The organism is Flavobacterium glycogeni, from assembly GCF_048286775.1.
GTDB lineage: Bacteria > Bacteroidota > Bacteroidia > Flavobacteriales > Flavobacteriaceae > Flavobacterium.
The window spans coordinates 212,612-232,510 of the sequence record NZ_JBLVPV010000006.1 but is presented as its reverse complement, the minus strand read 5'-3'; the positions used below and the strand labels follow the sequence as shown (position 1 = coordinate 232,510).

Sequence of the window (19,899 nt, the reverse complement as noted above, 5' to 3'; positions counted from 1 at the left end):
ATAACAAAGTTCAGAACAATAGAAGAATTAAAAACTGAAATTAAACAGTATATTAACTATTACAATAACGAAAGAATCAAATCAAATTTAAACAAAATGAGCCCGATAAAATATCGAGCTCACTATTGTCAAAATTAATTATAAATTTGTCTAAACTTTTGGGTGCAGTCTAAATTGCGGTTTTTGTTTATTTACCTTTTATAAAACTAATTATCTATTGGCTAGATATTCCAAAACGTTTTTCTCGATTCTTTCATCAATATTTGAGATATCCGCTTTAACGAACTTCTCTCCTAGAATATTTTCATATAATTCAATATATCTTTCAGAAACTGTTTCAATGTATTCGTCAGTCATATTAGGAATTTGTTGTCCTTCCAGTCCTTGAAAACCATTTTCAATTAACCAACGACGAACAAACTCTTTCGATAATTGTTTTTGTTCTTCGCCTTTGTTTTGACGTTCCTGATATCCTTCAGCGTAAAAATAACGAGAAGAATCCGGTGTGTGAATTTCATCAATCAAGACAATTACACCTTCTTTGGTTTTACCAAATTCATATTTGGTATCCACCAAAATCAAACCACGACTGGCTGCGATTTCAGTTCCTCTTTGAAACAAATCTCTTGTGAATTTTTCTAAAACTAAATAATCTTCTTCAGAAACAATTCCTTTCGATAAAATATCCTCACGAGAAATATCTGCATCGTGTTCGCCATTATCCGCTTTGGTAGTCGGCGTAATAATAGGTTCTGGGAATTTATCATTTTCTTTCAAATAGTCTGGCATTTTCACTCCGCAAATTTCTCTTTTACCAAGAGCATATTCTCGGGCAGCATGACCTGAAAGATAACCACGAATGACCATTTCTACTTTGAAAGGCTCACATAAATGACCTACAGCTACATTAGGATCAGGAGTTGCAATTAACCAGTTAGGAACAATATCCTCTGTTAATTCCATGAATTTAGTAGCAATTTGATTCAAGATTTGACCTTTATATGGAATTCCTTTTGGCAAAACTACATCAAAAGCCGAAAGCCTATCCGTAGCTACCATTACCAAAAGTTCATCATTGATGTTGTAAACTTCTCTTACTTTACCTCGGTAAACAGATTTCTGGTTTGGAAAATTAAAATTAGTAGTTGTGATTGTATTGCTCATTATAATAGTTGTGTGTGTTTATTTTTGTTCCTGCAAATTTAAAACTATTTCATAGAGTTACGCAAAGAAAAGAACGGAACTCTCAAATTTTATTTTTATCTTTAAAACTATTTTTTAAGCAACGTATCGTTGAATAAATTTAGGATTCGGCTGTACTCATCAACCCAAGAATAGGTTTCTTTAAAACCATGTGCTTCAACTGGGAAGCTAGATAAACTCCATTTTTTCTTGCCTAATTCTATAAAACGCTGAGACAAACGAACAATATCTTTATACTCTACATTGTCATCAACCATTCCGTGAAGCATCAATAAATCTCCTTGTAAATTATCCGCAAAATAGATTGGAGAACTTTTTTTGTAAGCATCCGGATCCGTTTCCGGGAAATTAAGAATATTTCCGGTATAGCCATGATTGTAATGTGCCCAATCCGTAACAGAACGCAATGCAGCACCCGAAGCAAACTCTTTTGGAGTCGTCAACATTCCCATCAACGTAATGAAACCTCCGTAAGAACCTCCATAAATTCCAACTCTTGAAGCGTCAATTCCGTAATTTTCGACTAGATATTTCTTACCGTCAATTTGATCTGTCAAATCTTTTCCGCCCATAAAACGGTAAATTCCTGTTCTAAAATCACGTCCATATCCATCACTGCCTCTATAATCAATATCCAAAACGGTATAGCCTAAATCGACCAATAAATTATGAAACATGTATTCTCTGTGGTACGTACTCCAATAGTTATGTGCATTTTGCAAATACCCTGCACCATGAACAAATATGATAGCTGCTTTATTCGCATTCGCAGTTTGTGGTTTGTACAATCTGGCATTTACGGGAGTTCCATCCTGCGCTTTGAAAGTAATCACTTCCGGTTCACGCCAAGAATATCCTTTGAAACTTTCCGCAGTAGAAGACGTTATCTGATTTAAGTTCGTATTCTTTTTATTAGGCGCTACATACAATTCCCATGGTTTATTTTTATACGAATAACGAACCAATAATGTACTTTCGTCTGGAGACAAACTCACTTCATGCGCGCCATCTTTAGTTAAAATAGGCTGTAAAACCGAATTTGCAACTTCTAATTTATAGAAATTTCTGTTTCCCGGATGCGTAGTAGTTGTGGTTAAATAAAAAGACTTTTTATCTTTTGCCAAACTCACGTTGCGCACTTCCCAATTTCCTTTGGTCAGTTGGGTTTTCTTTTTTGACTTTAAATTATACGAGTACAAATGGGAATAACCTGTTTCTTCCGATTGGAAATAAACGGTTTCATTGTCTCCCAAAAATCCAAGTGTTCCTCTTCCGTAAGAATTGGAAGGGATTCCGGGTCCGCCAATCCAAGCTTCATCATGTTGATAATCTAATTCCTGAAAAGTTCCTTTTTCTAAATTTAAACTGACAATCCAGCGGTCTTTGTTGTCCTGACTTCTGATTTCGGCAATGGCAAAAGATCCATTTTCATTGTAAATAGGCTCCTGAACTACGATTAATTTGTTCTTTTTTTCTGTAGCTTTTGATTTCTCATATAATTCTAAATATTTAGGTGTATCCTGAATGTGACTTAACGATGAAAAATCTACAAAATAAACTGAATCTTTGGCGATGTTATACACTCCAAATTTGGTTGCTACCAAATTATCTACAGAAACTTTGTCTTTAGTATCTTCGATTTGATTGTAGCCATCAGCGGTAATGAAAAGTTCCATTTTTTCATTCTTACGTTCTGCATCTTCTATTAATCTGAAGGTGGCAAAATTTCCTTTTGGATCCACTTTCAAGCTTCCAAAGGTACTTTTTCCATAATAATAGGGCTTTGGAAAATCAGATTTTATAGTTTTTGATTTTGCCAAATTCCATTTTTTCAACGCTTCCTGATCTCTAATAAATTGAAACAATTCCTCCTGCTGGCTTTTCAAAAAGGACTCTTTTTCAGTTGCAGCATCATCTCCTTTTCCTCGTCTGAAATTAGTGATTTGAATGATGGAACCTTCATTGGTGTTGAACTGGAAGAGGTTTTCATTTTGCCTGAAATAAAGTATTCCAGCGACAGAACCCATTTGCAAATTAGAAATCGGACTGCTTTGTTGGTACAATTTTTTGGATGATTTACTTTTTGCAGCATACGAAAACAATCTTCCTTTATCGATGTAATAATACAAATCCGGATTGGCTGTTTTTTTGAATTCTAATTTTGAAAAAGCAACTTCATTTGGTGACGCTAATTCTGGTTTTGACAATCCGTTTTTCCAAAAATAAGTACTCGTACCCAATTCATTATTTGGATTCCAATCAAAATAAACTTTTTGACCATCTAAAGACCATCTTTCATTCTCTGGTTGCGCACCAATGAAAGCGTTACCTTTCATGATTTCTTCCAGTTTTAGCGTTTGACTTTGAACTATTATGGAAAACAAAATACAGATAACAAGGATTGTTTTTTTGTTCATTTTACTGTTTTTATTAAAAAATGGATTCTAAAATTATTTTCAAAAGTACTTATTTAAAAGCTTTTAACTATTTAATAGTTGCTGCGATATGTATTTTGCAACTCCTTCATTATCATTAGTCAAAATCACTTCTAAATGAGAAAGTCTATCTTTTAAACTTTCGGGTGCATTACCCATAATTAAACCTTTACCAGAAGATTTAAGCATATTTTCATCATTAAATCCATCTCCAAAAGAAATTGTTTGTTCGAAAACAAAATTCTCTTTTTCCAAAATTTTGGCAATAGCAACACTTTTATCTACCGATTTATCCATAAACTCCAAACAAAAAGGAAGGCTAAAAGCATGGCTAAAATCATCCGGATGTTTTTCTAGAATTTGGTCTCTTAAATCGACTAATTTTTGATGGTTATCATGAGTGAAATAAAATTTTATACTTTCAAAATCTTCCAACGTCTTAAAATCAACAATTTCGGGAAGATATTTGGATTTTTTTTGATAACTGTTCAATTTTTCGTTATTTTTATTAGTCTGCCAAAGATTTTCCCTGAATAAAATAGTGGTAATCTCGGGATCAATTTGTAAATCAAAAACAGATTTTACAGCATCGCTTTGAATATCAAAAGAAAAAAGAAGCTCTTTTTGGGGCGAATGGATTCTGGCTCCGTTTGAAGTTACCAGATAAACCGGGCAACCCAAATCTGCTACAATATCCAGTGCATCTAGGTGATGACGGCCGGTAGCAACAATTATTAAATAGTCTTGATTGTGGAGTTCTTGAAAAACGGTTTTGGTATATTGGGATATTTTATGTTCTGAATTGAGTAAAGTTCCGTCTAAATCGCTAATTACGACTTTAATTTTTTCTGTTGAAATCATTTTTTTTTAACTGTCATTTTTAATAATTCCAAATTTATTGCATTTTGAAGAGATACAAAAGGAATCGTTTGGATTTTATTTTAAGAAATTAAAGGAAATTCTTTTGTTTCGCAAAAAATTAAAGCGGAAAGCGAATACATTATCTATTGAAAATGATCCTTCTTTCCGCTTCAAAAAAATTTAACTTCTCAATTTTTAATCGTTATTCTCAATCTGCTTATAGGCATCAATCACTTTTTTGACCAATCGGTGTCTTACAATGTCTTTGTCATCCAGATAAACAATCCCAATTCCATCTACATCTTTTAGAACCAAAATAGCTTCCTTAAGACCTGAAATGGTTCTTCGCGGTAAATCGACTTGACCGGGATCACCAGTAATCATGAATTTGGCACTTTTTCCCATACGCGTTAAGAACATTTTCATTTGGGAATGCGTAGTATTTTGGGCTTCATCCAAAATTACAAAAGCATTATCCAGCGTTCTTCCACGCATAAATGCCAATGGCGCTATCTGGATAATTCCCTTTAAAATATAATCTTCCAATTTTTCGTTGGGTAACATATCGCGTAAAGCATCGTAAAGAGGTTGCATATAAGGATCTAGTTTTTCCTTCATATCGCCTGGCAAAAAACCAAGGTTCTCCCCTGCTTCTACTGCTGGTCTGGTAAGAATAATTCTTTTTACTTCTTTTTCTTTCAATGCTTTTACTGCCATAGCGACTCCGGTATAGGTTTTACCGGTACCCGCAGGTCCCACTGCAAAAACCATATCATTCTTTTCCATGGTATCCACCAACAATTGTTGATTGGGCGTCATAGGTTTGATGATTTTTCCTCCTACTCCGTGTACTAAAATTTTATCATGTCCCAATAATTTTCTCTCGTCTTGACCGTCGCTTAGAATAACGCGTTCAATAACATTGTCATCGATAGTGTTGTAACGTGTAAAATGAAGCATTAACCGTTGAAAACGTTTTTCGAACTCGTCTAAAACCTCTTTTTCTCCAAAAGCTTTTAAAGTTGTTCCCCGAGCGACAATTTTTAATTTTGGGTAGTATTTTTTAATTGTTTCAAGATGAGTGTCTTGAGCGCCCCAAAAGTCTTTTGGAGCGATGTCTATGAGCTCGATTATTCTTTCGTTCAAATGAGGTAGTTTTAAATTAGAATTAATTTTTTTATAAATCAATTGGCTGTCGGGTATATTTCTTGTTTTTAAATTGAATTTGTTTTTTGTTTTTCGTTTTTTGAGTTTACTATTATTAGCTTTGCACTTCTCAAATTTAATAAAATTAGGTTTACATAACACCAATAGTTATAAACAAATTTATGTCAACAATTACCCTAACTACCGATTACGGCTTGAAAGATCACTTTGTAGGTGCGTTGAAAGGGAAAATTTTGTCTGAGTATTCCGAAGCAATAATTATTGACATTTCACATGATATCGACCCATTCAACACAGTAGAAGCAAGTTACATTATTGGAGCATCGTATGCGAGCTTCCCAAAAGGTACGGTTCATCTTGTAGGAGTGGATATGGAATCGAACAAAGAGAATCAACATATTGTGATGCAATGGAACGATCACTATTTTATTGCCGCCGATAATGGGATTTTAAGCATGCTTTCGCAAAAAATTGTTCCACAAAAAATAGTTGCGATTAATATTCATGATCGTTTGCCGAGTGAAGCTACTGATCTGGATGTATTTGTAAAAGTTGCTTGCCATTTAGCCAAAGGTGGTTTAATGAATGTCATTGGTAAAGAAATAAATACGATTAAGCAAGTTACAAATCTGCAAGCCACTATTTCAGATGATGGGAATTCGCTAAAAGGTCATGTGATTTACATTGATCATTTTGGGAATGTAATTACCAATATTTCTAAAAAATATTTTATCGAAGTTGCCAAAGGAAGACCCTATGAAATTGTTTTGAAAACCAAAAATATCAAAACAATTTTGCCCAATTATTCCGCAATTGCGAGTTCTGAAAAATATCCGATTAAATCGTATGAAGGAGAAAAACTAGCTATTTTCAACGAAGCCGGTTATCTTGAAATTGCCATTTTTAGAAGCAATCCTTCTAAAGTAGGATCTGCAAATAGCTTGCTGGGATTGAATTATAGGGATATTATAAATATAGTATTCAGATAACAGTGTTCAGTAATCAGTTAAAAAATCTAAAATCGTTAATCTAAAATCATAAATCCCAAATGTTTGTACGAATAGTAAAATTGAGTTTTCACGAGGAACATATTCCTGCATTTTTAGAAAACTTTGAGTTAATGAAAGATAAAATACGGAATGCACCCGGAAATCGTTTCTTAGAATTGTACCAGGATAAAAATAACAAAAGTATTTTCTTTACTTACAGTTATTGGGAAACCGAAGCTGATTTAGAAAATTACAGGAATTCTGAACTTTTTTACGATGTTTGGACATTCACCAAGAAATTATTCAACGACAAACCGGAAGCTTGGAGCGTTGATAAATTAGTAAGTTTAGAATAATAAAAATTGCGATATAAAAAACTTTGCGCCTGTAGCGTCTTAGTGCAAAAAAATAAAATATGAAATCAATAGTATTACGAGAGATAAAATCCTTTTTCGGTTCGCCCATAGGCTACTTAGTTATTGCCATTTTTCTAATTATTAACGGATTGTTTCTTTGGGTTTTCGAAGGAGATTACAATATTTTGAATACCGGTTTTTCTGATTTGACTCCATTTTTCACCTTGGCGCCTTGGATTTTGATATTCTTGATTCCTGCAGTAACGATGCGCAGTTTTTCGGATGAAAAAAAACAAGGAACCTTAGAATTATTGCTGACCAAACCCTTGAGTATTTGGCAAATCGTAAACGGAAAATTTTTTGGTGCTTTGCTTTTAATCGTAATGGCAATAATCCCAACATTCATTTATGTAGCCGTTATTTCCAGTTTAGGAATGCCGGAGGGCAATATCGATATGGGAAGCACAATTGGTTCATATTTTGGATTATTATTCCTGATTGCTGCCTATTCAGCCATTGGAATATTCACATCAACATTGTCTGACAATCAAATTGTGGCTTTCATTGTTGCGGTATTTTTATGCTTCTTCTTCTATTTTGGATTTGAAGGTTTAGCTTCTGTAGTTCCAAATTGGTCTTCCATAATTGCTTCATTAGGAATGCAAGATCATTTCAAAAGCATGAGCCGAGGCGTATTAGACACCAGAGATATCCTTTATTTTACAAGCATAACCGTTGTCTTTCTTTCATTTACTGTTTATAATCTAAAATCTTTCAAATCGTAATGATACCCATTAAAAACAAAAATCTAAAAAACGTATTGTTCACCATTGTTATTTTGTTGATCGCAAATGGCATTGGAAATCACTTTTTCCATCGTTTTGATTTAACAAAAGATAAAAGATACACGCTTTCCCCTACTTCTTTGAATATCATTAAGCAGGTTCAAAATCCTTTGTCTATAAAAGTATATATGCAAGGCGATTTACCGGCTGAATTCAAACGTTTACAACAAGAAACAAAGCAATTACTGGAAGAATTTCAGGCGTACAATACCAATATTGTTTTTGAATTCGTAGATCCATTGGAGAACGAAGACACAAGCATGGACAATATTAAAGACTTGTATCGAAAAGGGCTTACGCCAATAAACATAACCGTTGACGACAAAGGAAAGCAATCCCAAGCGATGGTTTTTCCTTGGGCGATTGCCGTTTATGACAATAAGGAAGTTAATATTCCATTGTTGAAAAATATTATGGGCGCAACAACTACCCAAAAAGTGATTGGATCTGTTCAGCACTTGGAATACTCCATTGCCGAAGGGTTGAATAAAATTACCAAAGCCAAACAAAAGAAAATTGCTGTTATCAAAGGAAACGGTGAATTGCAAGATATTTTGATGGCTAAATTTCTTTTGCAGGTTCGCGAAAGTTATCATATCGGACCTTTTACTTTAGATTCGGTTGCCAAAAATCCTATTGAAAGTCTTGAAGCTTTAGAAAAATATGACTTGGCTGTAATCGCTAAACCTACCGAAACATTTACCGATGCGGAGAAACAAGTTTTAGACCAATTCATCATCAATGGCGGAAAAACATTGTGGCTAATTGACCAAGTTTCGGCAGAAATGGATAGTTTGTATGATTCATCCGGAGCCACTTTGGCGTATCCGAAAGATTTGAATTTGAATGACATGTTCTTTAAATACGGAATTCGAATCAATCCTGATTTAGTAAAAGACGAACAAGGAAGTCCAATAAAACTAGCCACCGGAGAACAAGGAAGTGCGACTCAATTTCAAGAATTTAATTGGAAATTTGCGCCTCAGGTGTATCCAAACAGTTTGCATCCGATTGTGAAAAATTTAGGTGGAATCAAATTTGATTTTGCGAATCCTATCGATACCCTGAAAAACGGAATTAAGAAAACCATTTTGTTGCAATCGTCTCAATATTCGAAGAAAATAGGAACTCCAACGGAGATAAACCTGAATAGTGTTGCCGAAGAAACTTCGCCAAACGATTATTTAAATAAAGGAAAGATTCCACTTTCGGTTTTATTGGAAGGTTCGTTTCATTCTATGTTTGAAAATCGAGTGTTGCCATTTGAACAAAAAACATTTCAAGCCACAGGAAAAGACAACAAAATGATTGTGATTTCTGATGGGGATTTGATAAAAAACCAATTGGATAAAAACTTTCAACCCGTAGAATTGGGTTATGATCAAAGATCTGGTAATTTGTATGATAATAAAGATTTCCTGATAAATTGCGTCAATTATCTATTGGATGATACCGGACTTATTAACATTCGAAGTAAAGATCTTGATTTACCTTTATTGGATAAAGAAAAAGTTTATGAAAACTATACTCGAACACAAATCCTAACTATCGGGCTTCCAATTCTTATTTTGATACTTTTTGGTGTCGTATTTACTTTCCTTCGAAAAAGAAAATACAGCAAATAGATGTTAATAAAAAAGTTTCCAAACTAGAATAGTTTACGATATATTTGTAAAATGTATCGTATTTCGGATTTAAAGAAATACCGTAAAAAATAAAACAAAACAGATGAAATTTATAGTATCGAGTTCGTACTTATTGAAACAATTACAAGTTTTAGGTAACGTTATCAACAGCAGTAATACTTTGCCTATTTTAGATAACTTTTTATTTGATTTAGACCATAATGTGCTAACGGTTTCTGCTTCTGATTTAGAGACAACCATGTCTGCTACTTTAGGAATTGATTCAGAAAGTAAAGGAAGCGTTGCTGTCCCTGCAAAATTGCTTTTGGAAATCCTTAAAACATTCCCGGAACAGCCCTTAACTTTCACGGTTGAAGAAAATAGTACGATAGAAATCAGTTCTAATTCTGGAAAATATGCTTTGGCTTATGCTCCTGGAGATGAATTTCCAAAATCGGTTAACTTAGACGATCCATCTGTAACACTTGTTCCTGCTGATGTTTTGGCAACAGCAATAAGCAAAACAATATTCGCTGCCGGAAATGATGATTTGCGTCCGGTAATGTCTGGTGTATTCTTCCAGTTTTCGCCACAAGGATTGACATTTGTAGCAACTGATGCACACAAATTAGTTAAATATGCGCGTACTGACGTAGTGGCTTCTCAAGTGGCTGATTTCATTATGCCAAAGAAACCTTTGAACATCTTAAAAAATATTCTTGGTACTTCGGATGCTGAAGTAAAAATTGAATACAACGATTCGAATGCTACTTTTTCTTTTGACAATTATCTTTTAATGTGTCGTTTGATTGATGGAAAATATCCAAATTACGAAGCGGTAATTCCAAAAGAGAATCCAAATAAATTAATGATTGACCGTTCTCAATTTTTGAGTTCTGTGCGTCGTGTTGCTATCTTTTCGAATAAAACTACACACCAGATTCGTTTGAAAATCGCTGGTGCTGAATTGAATGTTTCTGCTGAAGATATTGACTATTCAAACAAAGCCGAAGAAAGATTGACATGTGATTATCAAGGTGATGATATGCAAATAGGGTATAATTCTCGTTTCTTAACTGAAATGTTGACTAACTTGCAATCGGATATGATTATGCTTGAAATGTCATTGCCAAACAGAGCCGGAATCCTTACTCCTGTTGATGGATTAGAAGAAGGTGAAACTGTTACCATGCTTGTAATGCCGGTAATGCTGAACAGTTAACATTATATTATGATTTTGTTGTATTTTAATTTTTAAAATTCAAATATAATACTTACCATTGTATAACAGATACGCTATTAACCAAACCATTTTTATATTTAAAAAACCGTCTCGTTTAATTACGAGACGGTTTTTTGCTTTTATTCCTTTTTATTTATGTCAATTCCGACGAAGGAGGAATCTCATCGTGTGAGGTTCCTCCTTCGTCGGAATGACAACTTAACGTTGAAATCTAATTAATCCAAAAATCTAAGGAGTCTAACAATCCCAAACTAAATCACTCCCATTTTTTTCATCAGGAATGTTGCGCTTCTATTTTTACAAATTCCGTCTCGAAGTTTGTAGTCAAAATGGAGTTCATTATTGACAATCTCCACTTCAAAGCATTTATTAGTCAATATATTTGGATATTCGTTTGTGGTCAAACAAACTTCGATGTCGTGCGTTGCTATGGCTCCAATGGCTTTTTTACCAATCACTTTTTTGACCACTTCGATTGTTCCGTTGCGTTTATCATCTGAATTGGTTCCTCGTAATATTTCGTCTAGTAATACAAAAGCGGGCCTGTTTTCCAGTTCGTTCATAATTTGCTTTAAGCGTTTTATTTCGGCGAAGAAATAGGATTCACTGTCTGACAACGAATCCGATAATCGCATCGAAACCAAAACGGGTAACGTATGTACATTTGCCTGGCTGGCACAAACCGGCGAACCCATTCCTGATAAAACCATATTGATTCCCAAACTTCTCAAAAAAGTACTTTTTCCGGACATATTAGAACCCGTTAAAATCATAAACGATTGCGGTTGAAAACTCACGTCATTCCCTACTCTGGTTTTTTCATTTAGCAATGGATGACTTAAATCAGTGAAATCAATTTCAAAATTGGTGTTTAATGTTGGATACACAAACTCGGGATTATTATAGGAAAAATTAGCCAAGCTGTTCAGCATTTCGAATTCCCCAATAACTTCTAGCCAATCTTCCAAGGCTTCCGCATGATCCTTTTTCCATTGAATTAATGATTTTAAAACATGCAGATTAAAAAGAAACGTACCATTAAATAATAGTGCTGTCACAAAATTCCCGATCGTGTCCATATTAGAAAACAACGAAGCCAATTTTTTAAAATGAACGCTGGCATTTTCTTTTTTATAAGTTAATTTTTGTTGCAAATCGATTAGTTTTTCGGATTGAAAGGATTCAACTTCGATTTTCTGCAGCAGTAAACCGTACTGATTGATGATTTTATCAATAGCTGAAGCATTGGCAATTTCAATGCTAATTCGTTTATAGAAAATACCCAAAACAGCCAAATTAAAAACAAACAAAAACGATAGACAGGATGCAAACACTGGGTTTGATGTAACTAAATACCCAGTAAGAGTTCCCAAAAACAGAAAAGGCGTAATAAAGGAAACCAATATACTAGCTTTTGACAAAGGAGAACTATTGAATTTACACCATTGTAATAAAGTTTCATAACTGGATTGATTGTCATTACTTATTTTGGCTAAAGCCGCGAAATCCTGACGCCAATCTAATTTTTCGGATAATTCTTTTACCGCTTGATGATTTCTAAGAATCTCTTCATTTGGCAAAATGGATAAAAGTTGGTTTGCGAATGTTTTTTTACCAATAAAAGTAGCTGTTCTATTCAAGTTTTGAAACAAAGAATGTGCGCCGAAAATATCTAAATCATACGCATACGGATGGTGAAAATCATTGAATTCCTGTCCGTTTTCGAAAGGGATTTTGTTTCTTTCGAGATAGGAAATTTCATTTTCATTAATATCCAATAATGCTTTATTGACTTGCTTCTGGAAAAGTAATTTACTGTGAATACGCATCAAGAACACAAAGAATCCAAAAAGAAGCACTGACAAAACAATGAAAACAATTCCGCTGTTTTTGATGTAATAATACAGGGATACCAAAAAAAATACAATAGCCAGCAATCTTAAGATGCTTATACTATTGTACTTTTTATTAATTCCATTTAATACTGCTGAAAACCCTTCTTTTTTTGCTTTGTATATTTCCATAATTCATTTGAATGAAAGACAAATATAGCAAATTAGATTTCGGGGGAAAGCCAAATTTAACACGTTAATCAATATGAATCGCTAAAATTGGAATATCAAAGTTAACCGCTATTTTTTTGGTTAAACTAGGATTAAAAATCCCTTCAAAAAAACCTCTTTTATACGTAAGCATTGTCAAAATATCAATGTCTTTATACATAATAAAGTCTAAAATGGTTTCTTTCACTTCATTACAGCTAATAACAAAAAACTCAATGGGCTCCTGCATGAATTCCTCTTCCCAACTAGTTATTGTATCTTTGGAAACATCAGATTCATTGGTTTTGACATAAAGACATTTCACTTTGGCTTTTGTTTTTTTAGCAATCTCCAAAACCATTTTCAAAGCTTTTTTATCTTTAGGTCTAAAACGGGTTGTAAAACCAATGGTCTCAATTTTTTTAAATTTTGCTTCAGCAGGAACACATAACATCGGGACTTCAATTCCAGAGATTATAGCTCCTGCATTAGTTCCTATAAAAAATGCTTCCCAACCAGTGGCGCCTGAAGTTCCCATAATTACAAAATCTATTTTATCTTCTTTAATCGATCTTTTGATATTAAAAAGCAAATCTCCATCCATAAGCCTGTGAGAAATCTTAATCTTGTCAAGATTACGTTCTTCCGCTATTGCGCGGAGTTTTGGGATTTCCTCCTTGAACATATTAAATTTTGCCAACTGTAAAGAATCATAAATGACAGCGTAATTTTCAGGGAAAAACTGATTATCATATATTGGCAGTTCAAAGGTGTGCAATAAAACGAGTTCACCCTGAACTATTTTTGCAAATTCTAAAGCATGGACAAAAGCATTTGTGGCCACCTCAGAAAAATCTGTCGGGAATAGAATCTTTTTCATTTTATTAAGTATTAAAATGGTACGTCTACCAAAGATAATTATAAAAACTTAAGTTAAATATGATTAATATCAGACAATGTATTAAAATTATCGGTTAATTCAGTCATTATCCTAAATCTTTATAAAATCAAATTATCCAAATCTTAAATGCTTTATTCATGAATAGCAAGAATAGGTACATTCACATGAAAGGCTAATTTTTTTGAAAGACTAATTTGAAATAATTTTTCAAAGAAATTTTTATGGTACACATGCATTGCAATCATATTGATTTTATATAAATCAACGAAATTTAATATTATACCTTCTACATCATCGCCTGAAATGGAATGCAAAGCTATGTTATGGCCTTTAATTAATTCATTCCAATCTTCCATATAGTCATTCTTATTTACATGATGTGGCGATTGTACGCGCAAACAATCAATATGTGCTTGAAATACTTTAGCCAAAGCCTTCACTCGAATAAAGGATTCAATATCTTCGGGTTTATATTCTGTAATAAAAAGTAAATTTTTTATAGGTTGGTATTTACAGTGTTCAGGAATGGCCAAAACAATTGCTTTGACATCATTCATTACTTTTGTCGCTACCGTACCCAAAAAAGTCTCTTTTAAACTGGTCGCGCCTTTAGTTCCCATTACTATAAAATCAATATTTTCGTGCTTTATTATTTTTTGTATTTCATCAATCAAATTCCCTAAAATCAAAACATGACTTGTTTTTACTTTATCCAAATTATTTTCTTCGGCAATATTTCTTAAAATTGGAACTTCATCTTTGTAGTTTTCGAAATTACTTAACTCGGTAACATCATAAATTTCATGTAAGTATTCCGAAACATTAACATAATTGACCTTTGGAAATTGATACACGTGCATTGTAATAATTTCAGCATCTATCGAATCTGCCAGTTTTAATGCGTAAATAAATGCATTTTTGGATGCATCCGAAAAATCGGTTGGAAATAGAATTTTCTTCATGACACCTATTAATTAATTGTTAGTCAATTATTTACATAAAATTACAACAAAAAAATAAATTAATTAGGATAAATAGCTCATAGTCTTATTTTTAACTGAAAATAAAGTTAATGGTTTTATAAGGGAATCTTGTTGCTTTACAAGTTTTACTTACTTTTGCATAAAATTGAATACAAATATGATACCTCAAGATTCCATAGTGGCACTGGCAACTCCTTCGGGAGCCGGAGCAATAGCCGTAATTCGGATTTCCGGCGAAGATGCCATTACTATTGGTAATTCTGTTTTTCGATCTATCAAAAACAAAGATTTAACAACGCAAAAAACACATACGTTACACTTGGGCCATATTATGGATAATACCAAAACTTTGGATGAAGTCTTGGTGTCTATTTTTAAAGGACCAAATTCCTATACTGGCGAAAATACGATTGAGATTTCCTGTCACGGCTCCACTTATATCCAACAACAAATCATTCAGTTATTGCTTCGAAAAGGCTGCCGTATGGCAGATCCAGGCGAATTTACGTTACGAGCTTTCTTAAACGGAAAACTTGATTTGTCACAAGCCGAAGCCGTTGCCGATTTAATTTCCTCCGATAATGAAGCCTCACATCAAATTGCGATGCAACAAATGCGTGGTGGTTTCTCTAACGAAATAGCCAAATTACGGGAAGAATTATTAAATTTTGCTTCGCTAATCGAACTGGAATTAGACTTTGCCGAAGAAGATGTGGAATTTGCAGACAGAACCCAGTTCCATGAATTATTAAACAGAATTGAATTTGTCCTAAAACGATTAATCGATTCGTTTGCGGTGGGTAATGTCATAAAAAATGGGATTCCTGTAGCTATTGTGGGCGAACCCAATGTAGGGAAATCAACACTTTTGAACGCTTTATTAAACGAAGAACGCGCCATCGTTTCCGAAATTGCGGGAACTACACGTGATACGATTGAAGACGAATTAGTGATTGGAGGAATCGGATTTCGATTCATAGATACCGCAGGAATTCGCGAAACCGAAGATGTTGTGGAAAGCATCGGAATTCGTAAGACTTTCGAGAAAATTGAACAAGCGCAGGTTGTCGTTTTTCTTTTTGATAGTTCCGAATTTAAAGTATCCGGTTTAAAGTTGAAAGTGGAACTAGAGAAAATCAAGAATCAATTTCCGTTAAAACCTTTAGTTATCATTGGTAACAAAGCCGATAAATTAGAAGAAAATGAAATTCAAAATCTGAAAAAAGAGATTCCGGAAGTTTTGCTTTTATCTGCTAAAGAAAAAACAAACGTCGATGATCTTAAAAATCAATTGCTCTCGTTTGTGAATACTGGAGCATTACGAAATAATGAAACAATCATAACCAATACAAGGCATTACGATTCTTTACTGAAAGCTTTAGATGAAATTCAAAAAGTAAAATACGGACTTGAAACTAACTTGTCAAGTGACTTGATGGCTCTTGATATTAAGGAAGCGCTGTATCATTTTGGGATGATCACGGGACAGGTTACTAACGATGAATTGTTGGGGAATATATTTGCGAATTTTTGCATCGGAAAGTAAGTTCAATGGCGATTTCAATTTGAACTAACAAGAAAGAATAATTTTAGACAATAGCAAACAATCCTTAAAGTTTAATTTTCTTCATCATCGTCAAAATCAAAAAAATCTTTCGGATTAAAAGGAATATCATCATCTGGGTCTTTGTCATGGGCAGAAACTCCCGGTGGATTGAATAATCCCCATTCATCTTTGATATAATTCCACATGTCAAAACCCGTCACCCACTCAATGAATAGCAAACGGAATTCATCAATTTCTTTGCGCAATAATATGATGTAGTCTTTGTCTGTGATATCTTCCTCAAAACGCAAACTTCCGGCCTGAACATATAATTCCCGAGCAGCTTTTCTAATTATTGCAGCATTTTCCATTCGTAAATCGTATAAATCACCCGCTTCTGCTCCTGCAATTTTTGCTGGAATTATCATTGCATTTTCAAGCATAAAACGAACTGTAGTTTCTTGCAAAAATTCATTATCAGCAGGAACAATTTGTACTAATCCTTGAGTGAGTTTTATAATTTGTTCTGCCTTTTGCATAAGAGGCATTTTTCGTGTTTCATCTAATCTGGACATATTCTATATTTCTGATTTTTTTAAATCTACACTTTAAATAGTTCTGTTCACTTTTTTAGTCTTTTTCCTTTAAACAAATTTCGACTCCAGCGTACTAATTCAAATTCCCAGTTTATTTTATAAAAACTGTACCAAGATAGAACGTTTATCTCTTATATTTTGCTATTCCCTAAGAGTTTAGCTATTTTTTTTTATTGGTTAAAAAATGCATGATTAGCCAGGCCAGTAAATATGCGGAACCACACATAATAAATATAATATTATACCCAGCTGTTATATTGCCCAAAAGCTTAAAATGATCTAAAATCATACCGATGGCTAAAGGAAAAAGGATGCCTCCCACGGAGCCTGCCATGCCGCCGATACCTACTACTGAGCTGATATCCTTTTTTGGAAAATAATCAGACACTGTCGTGAAAATATTGGCACTCCAAGCTTGATGGGCTGCCGCTGCCAAGCTGATTAATCCCACTGCAACCCAGATATTTTGAGTAAACTGTGCCAGCATGATAGGCAATACGCAAATGGCAATGATAAACATGGTCGTTTTACGGGCTCTTTGCACATTCCATCCTTTTTTAATTAAATAGGAAGATAAAAAACCACCTCCTATACTGCCAATAGTTGTGGCAGTATAAACTATAACTAAAGGTAAACTTGGTTTTTTTAAATCGAGATTAAAAGTTTCGGCAAAATAAGAAGGCAGCCAAAACAGGAAAAACCACCAAACAGGATCGGTTAAAAGCTTTCCAAAAATGAATGCCCAGGTTTGTTTTATTTTAAATAATGTAATCCATTTAACCGGAACTTCCGTTTCCAAGACTACTTCATTATCGCTGTGAATATAATCGAATTCCTCTTTGGATATTTTTTTATGTCTCGCAGGAGTTTCATAATACTTCCACCAAAAAATTAACCAAATAAAGCCAATGGCACCAGTGATGACAAAGGCTTCTTGCCAGCCGTAAGCACCTAAAATTGCGGGAACCATGATGGGAGCAACAACGGCACCCACATTGGCACCCGAGTTGAAAATTCCGGTAGCCAGCGCGCGTTCTTTTTTAGGAAACCATTCCGCTACCGATTTTATGGCGGCTGGAAAGTTACCGGCTTCCGCCAAACCTAAACCTACTCTGGCCAATCCAAAACCAAAGGTGCTTTTGGCAAATGCGTGTGCAACGGCGGCTATACTCCAAAAGAATACGGATACTGAATAACCCAGCTTAGTTCCAATTTTATCAATCCATCGTCCGAAACCCAAAAGACCAATGGCATAGGCTGCAGAAAAAGCCATCACAATATTGCTATAATCCGTTTCTGTCCAGTTGAATTCTTTTTCCAATGTAGGTTTTAATAAACCAATCACTTGCCTGTCGATATAATTAATAGTGGTTCCGAAAAACAACAAGGCCAGTATACCATATCGAACTCTTTTTTCTGAAGATATATTCATTTTAGGATTTTTTACAAGATTGAATTAGAATAGTAGCCTTTGTTATATAATCGGAAAGGGCTTCAAAATTACCTTCTTCAATTAAGCTGGTTTGCAGTAGTTTGCTACCCATGCCTACGGCTGACACTCCGGCTCCAAACCAAGCCTTCAGGTTTTGTTCTTCAGGCTCTACCCCACCGGTAGGCATAAATAGGAGTTCGGGAAAAATATCTTTTATAGATTGAATATAAGAAGGACCCACTAAATTGCCTGGAAATATTTTTACCAATGTGGCTCCCAAAGTTTGAGCTTGGTGAATCTCGGTTGGGGTTAAACAACCTGGGATCCAAGCCAAGTTTTGTTCCAGAACAATTTTGGCCACTTCTAGAGAAACAATGGGACTCACGATAAAGTCGGCTCCTAAATCCAAGAATTCTTTAGCGGCTTCGGCGGTTTTTATCGTGCCAATACCTAATAATAAATCGGGCATTTCCTGTTGAGCGACTGCTTTAAGTGCTTCGAAATTAGTCGCAGCATTTTCTCCGCGATTGGTATATTCGAGTACGCGGACTCCTGATTGATACAAAGCCCGTAATATGTTAATGCTTACGTCTTTCTTTTCATGGTAGTACAAAGGCAACAAGCCCGACTGTATGATTTGTTGAATAACACGTTCTTTTCTATTCATCTTGCTGTATTAACTGTTCGATTTCTTCTGCTTCAGATGTGGTAGCATCTCCTTTTAAAAATAATTTTTGATAAGCTGCTCTTGCCGCAAATTCAACTATTTGTTGCGGTTCTTTTTTATGTAGAATGCCATAAATGAGCCCGGCCATAAAACAATCTCCAGTTCCCACCTTGTCTATGGGTTTTGTTGCAAACAAAGTTTTGCTTTTATAAATGTTCCCTTGTTGGTATAAAACCGCAAAATATTTTACACTTTCTTGTTCATTAAACCGGAAGGTATTAGCAACAGTGTTGCAATTGGTATATTTTGCCAAAATTTCTTCAGAGGTATTTTTGGCTTGGTCCACTAAATCGGAATCGCTTCCTGACTCTATTAATTTCGGATTAATTGCGATGCCCAACATTTTTTTAGCAGCCCAGATATTACCCATAATCACATGGGCATAGCTTGCCAGTTTAGGCATTACATCTATGGGCTCAAAGCCATATTTCCAAAGTTTTTCCCTGTAATTCAAATCCAAGGAAATGGTGATTCCTTTTTTTGTGGCTACAATCAGCGCTTCCTCGCAAAGAGCTGCGATATTTGCATTTAGCGCAGGCGATATGGCAGTAAAATGAAACCAAGAGATGCCTTCAAAAATTTCTTCCCAGTTGATGCTTGACGGTTCTAATTCTGAAAAAGAGGAATACTTACGATCATAAATTACGCCTGCATTTTTAACATCGGCACCTTGATTAAGGTAATAGGCTCCAATGCGTTCGCCCGACTTAATAATTGGATTGGTATCAACACCCATTTGTTGATAATAAGCAATAATGGTATCCGACAGGAAATGATCGGGCATAGCAGTACAATAAGCTACAGGGATATTCCATTTGGCTAATGCCAAAGCAACATTGCTCTCTGCACCGCCTATATAGGCCGCTATATCTTGCTGGAACGGAAAGTTTTCCCCCATACTATACCTCAAAAGAATTTCCCCAAAACAAAGTACTTTACCCATAATTG

The 19,899-nt window shown here is 34.5% G+C and carries 18 protein-coding genes; 7 read left to right on the top strand and 11 right to left on the bottom strand.

What is annotated here, in order from left to right:
• Complete coding sequence (locus tag ACNQGX_RS07380) at positions 1–138, top strand: IS3 family transposase (protein ID WP_417975281.1); 138 nt, start codon at positions 1–3, stop codon at positions 136–138.
• A gap of 72 nt (positions 139–210) precedes the next feature.
• On the opposite strand, the gene ACNQGX_RS07375 is transcribed toward ACNQGX_RS07380, so the two are convergent.
• The 4 genes from ACNQGX_RS07375 to ACNQGX_RS07360 all read right to left on the bottom strand — a co-directional run bounded on the left by ACNQGX_RS07375 (position 211) and on the right by ACNQGX_RS07360 (position 5,645).
• Complete coding sequence (locus ACNQGX_RS07375; protein WP_417975274.1) at positions 211–1,164, bottom strand: phosphoribosylaminoimidazolesuccinocarboxamide synthase; 954 nt, start codon at positions 1,162–1,164, stop codon at positions 211–213.
• A 107-nt stretch (positions 1,165–1,271) separates the two neighbouring features.
• Positions 1,272–3,620 (bottom strand): S9 family peptidase, encoded by a 2,349-nt coding sequence (locus tag ACNQGX_RS07370; RefSeq protein ID WP_417975273.1) that lies wholly within the window; start codon positions 3,618–3,620, stop codon positions 1,272–1,274.
• 63 nt (positions 3,621–3,683) lie between these two features.
• Positions 3,684–4,499, bottom strand: a complete 816-nt coding sequence (locus tag ACNQGX_RS07365) for an HAD family hydrolase (RefSeq protein WP_417975272.1) — start codon at positions 4,497–4,499, stop codon at positions 3,684–3,686.
• Positions 4,500–4,694: 195 nt separating this feature from the next.
• Entirely contained in the window at positions 4,695–5,645 is a 951-nt protein-coding gene (locus ACNQGX_RS07360) for a PhoH family protein (RefSeq protein ID WP_417975271.1), read from the bottom strand.
• Positions 5,646–5,827: 182 nt separating this feature from the next.
• On the opposite strand from ACNQGX_RS07360, the gene ACNQGX_RS07355 reads away from it, so the two are divergent.
• The 5 genes from ACNQGX_RS07355 (at position 5,828) to dnaN (ending at position 10,703) form a co-directional block, all read left to right on the top strand.
• Entirely contained in the window at positions 5,828–6,655 is an 828-nt protein-coding gene (locus tag ACNQGX_RS07355) for an SAM hydrolase/SAM-dependent halogenase family protein (RefSeq protein WP_417975270.1), read from the top strand.
• Positions 6,656–6,714: 59 nt separating this feature from the next.
• The gene (locus tag ACNQGX_RS07350; RefSeq protein ID WP_121365948.1) at positions 6,715–7,011 is read left to right on the top strand and encodes a putative quinol monooxygenase; all 297 of its coding nucleotides are present in this window, start codon (positions 6,715–6,717) and stop codon (positions 7,009–7,011) included.
• A 59-nt stretch (positions 7,012–7,070) separates the two neighbouring features.
• The gene (gene gldF, locus ACNQGX_RS07345) at positions 7,071–7,796 is read left to right on the top strand and encodes a gliding motility-associated ABC transporter permease subunit GldF (RefSeq protein WP_417975269.1); all 726 of its coding nucleotides are present in this window, start codon (positions 7,071–7,073) and stop codon (positions 7,794–7,796) included.
• Positions 7,796–9,481: a gliding motility-associated ABC transporter substrate-binding protein GldG gene (gldG, locus tag ACNQGX_RS07340; RefSeq protein WP_417975268.1), complete on the top strand. Its 1,686-nt coding sequence runs from the start codon at positions 7,796–7,798 to the stop codon at positions 9,479–9,481. The genes gldF and gldG overlap by 1 nt, the downstream gene beginning before the upstream one ends.
• 103 nt (positions 9,482–9,584) lie before the next feature.
• Positions 9,585–10,703, top strand: coding sequence for a DNA polymerase III subunit beta (dnaN, locus tag ACNQGX_RS07335; RefSeq protein ID WP_131915977.1), 1,119 nt, complete (start codon positions 9,585–9,587; stop codon positions 10,701–10,703).
• Positions 10,704–10,975: 272 nt separating this feature from the next.
• Here dnaN and ACNQGX_RS07330 read toward each other — a convergent pair whose 3' ends face one another.
• The 3 genes from ACNQGX_RS07330 to ACNQGX_RS07320 all read right to left on the bottom strand — a co-directional run bounded on the left by ACNQGX_RS07330 (position 10,976) and on the right by ACNQGX_RS07320 (position 14,629).
• Positions 10,976–12,748 carry a MutS-related protein gene (locus tag ACNQGX_RS07330; protein ID WP_417975267.1) on the bottom strand — a complete coding sequence of 591 codons (1,773 nt, stop codon included), beginning with the start codon at positions 12,746–12,748 and terminating at the stop codon, positions 10,976–10,978.
• Positions 12,749–12,812: 64 nt separating this feature from the next.
• Positions 12,813–13,646, bottom strand: a complete 834-nt coding sequence (locus ACNQGX_RS07325; protein ID WP_417975266.1) for a universal stress protein — start codon at positions 13,644–13,646, stop codon at positions 12,813–12,815.
• 152 nt (positions 13,647–13,798) lie between these two features.
• Complete coding sequence (locus ACNQGX_RS07320) at positions 13,799–14,629, bottom strand: universal stress protein (RefSeq protein WP_417975265.1); 831 nt, start codon at positions 14,627–14,629, stop codon at positions 13,799–13,801.
• A gap of 178 nt (positions 14,630–14,807) precedes the next feature.
• On the opposite strand from ACNQGX_RS07320, the gene mnmE reads away from it, so the two are divergent.
• The gene (mnmE, locus tag ACNQGX_RS07315) at positions 14,808–16,196 is read left to right on the top strand and encodes a tRNA uridine-5-carboxymethylaminomethyl(34) synthesis GTPase MnmE (protein WP_417975264.1); all 1,389 of its coding nucleotides are present in this window, start codon (positions 14,808–14,810) and stop codon (positions 16,194–16,196) included.
• A gap of 71 nt (positions 16,197–16,267) precedes the next feature.
• Here mnmE and ACNQGX_RS07310 read toward each other — a convergent pair whose 3' ends face one another.
• From ACNQGX_RS07310 to ACNQGX_RS07295, 4 genes are all read right to left on the bottom strand, one after another.
• Positions 16,268–16,735: a hypothetical protein gene (locus ACNQGX_RS07310; protein ID WP_417975263.1), complete on the bottom strand. Its 468-nt coding sequence runs from the start codon at positions 16,733–16,735 to the stop codon at positions 16,268–16,270.
• 217 nt (positions 16,736–16,952) lie between these two features.
• The gene (locus ACNQGX_RS07305) at positions 16,953–18,224 is read right to left on the bottom strand and encodes an MFS transporter (protein WP_417975262.1); all 1,272 of its coding nucleotides are present in this window, start codon (positions 18,222–18,224) and stop codon (positions 16,953–16,955) included.
• A 1-nt stretch (position 18,225) separates the two neighbouring features.
• Positions 18,226–18,891, bottom strand: a complete 666-nt coding sequence (locus ACNQGX_RS07300; RefSeq protein WP_417975261.1) for a beta/alpha barrel domain-containing protein — start codon at positions 18,889–18,891, stop codon at positions 18,226–18,228.
• Positions 18,884–19,894, bottom strand: a complete 1,011-nt coding sequence (locus tag ACNQGX_RS07295) for a PfkB family carbohydrate kinase (protein WP_417975260.1) — start codon at positions 19,892–19,894, stop codon at positions 18,884–18,886. The genes ACNQGX_RS07300 and ACNQGX_RS07295 overlap by 8 nt, the downstream gene beginning before the upstream one ends.
• Positions 19,895–19,899 lie beyond the last annotated feature (5 nt).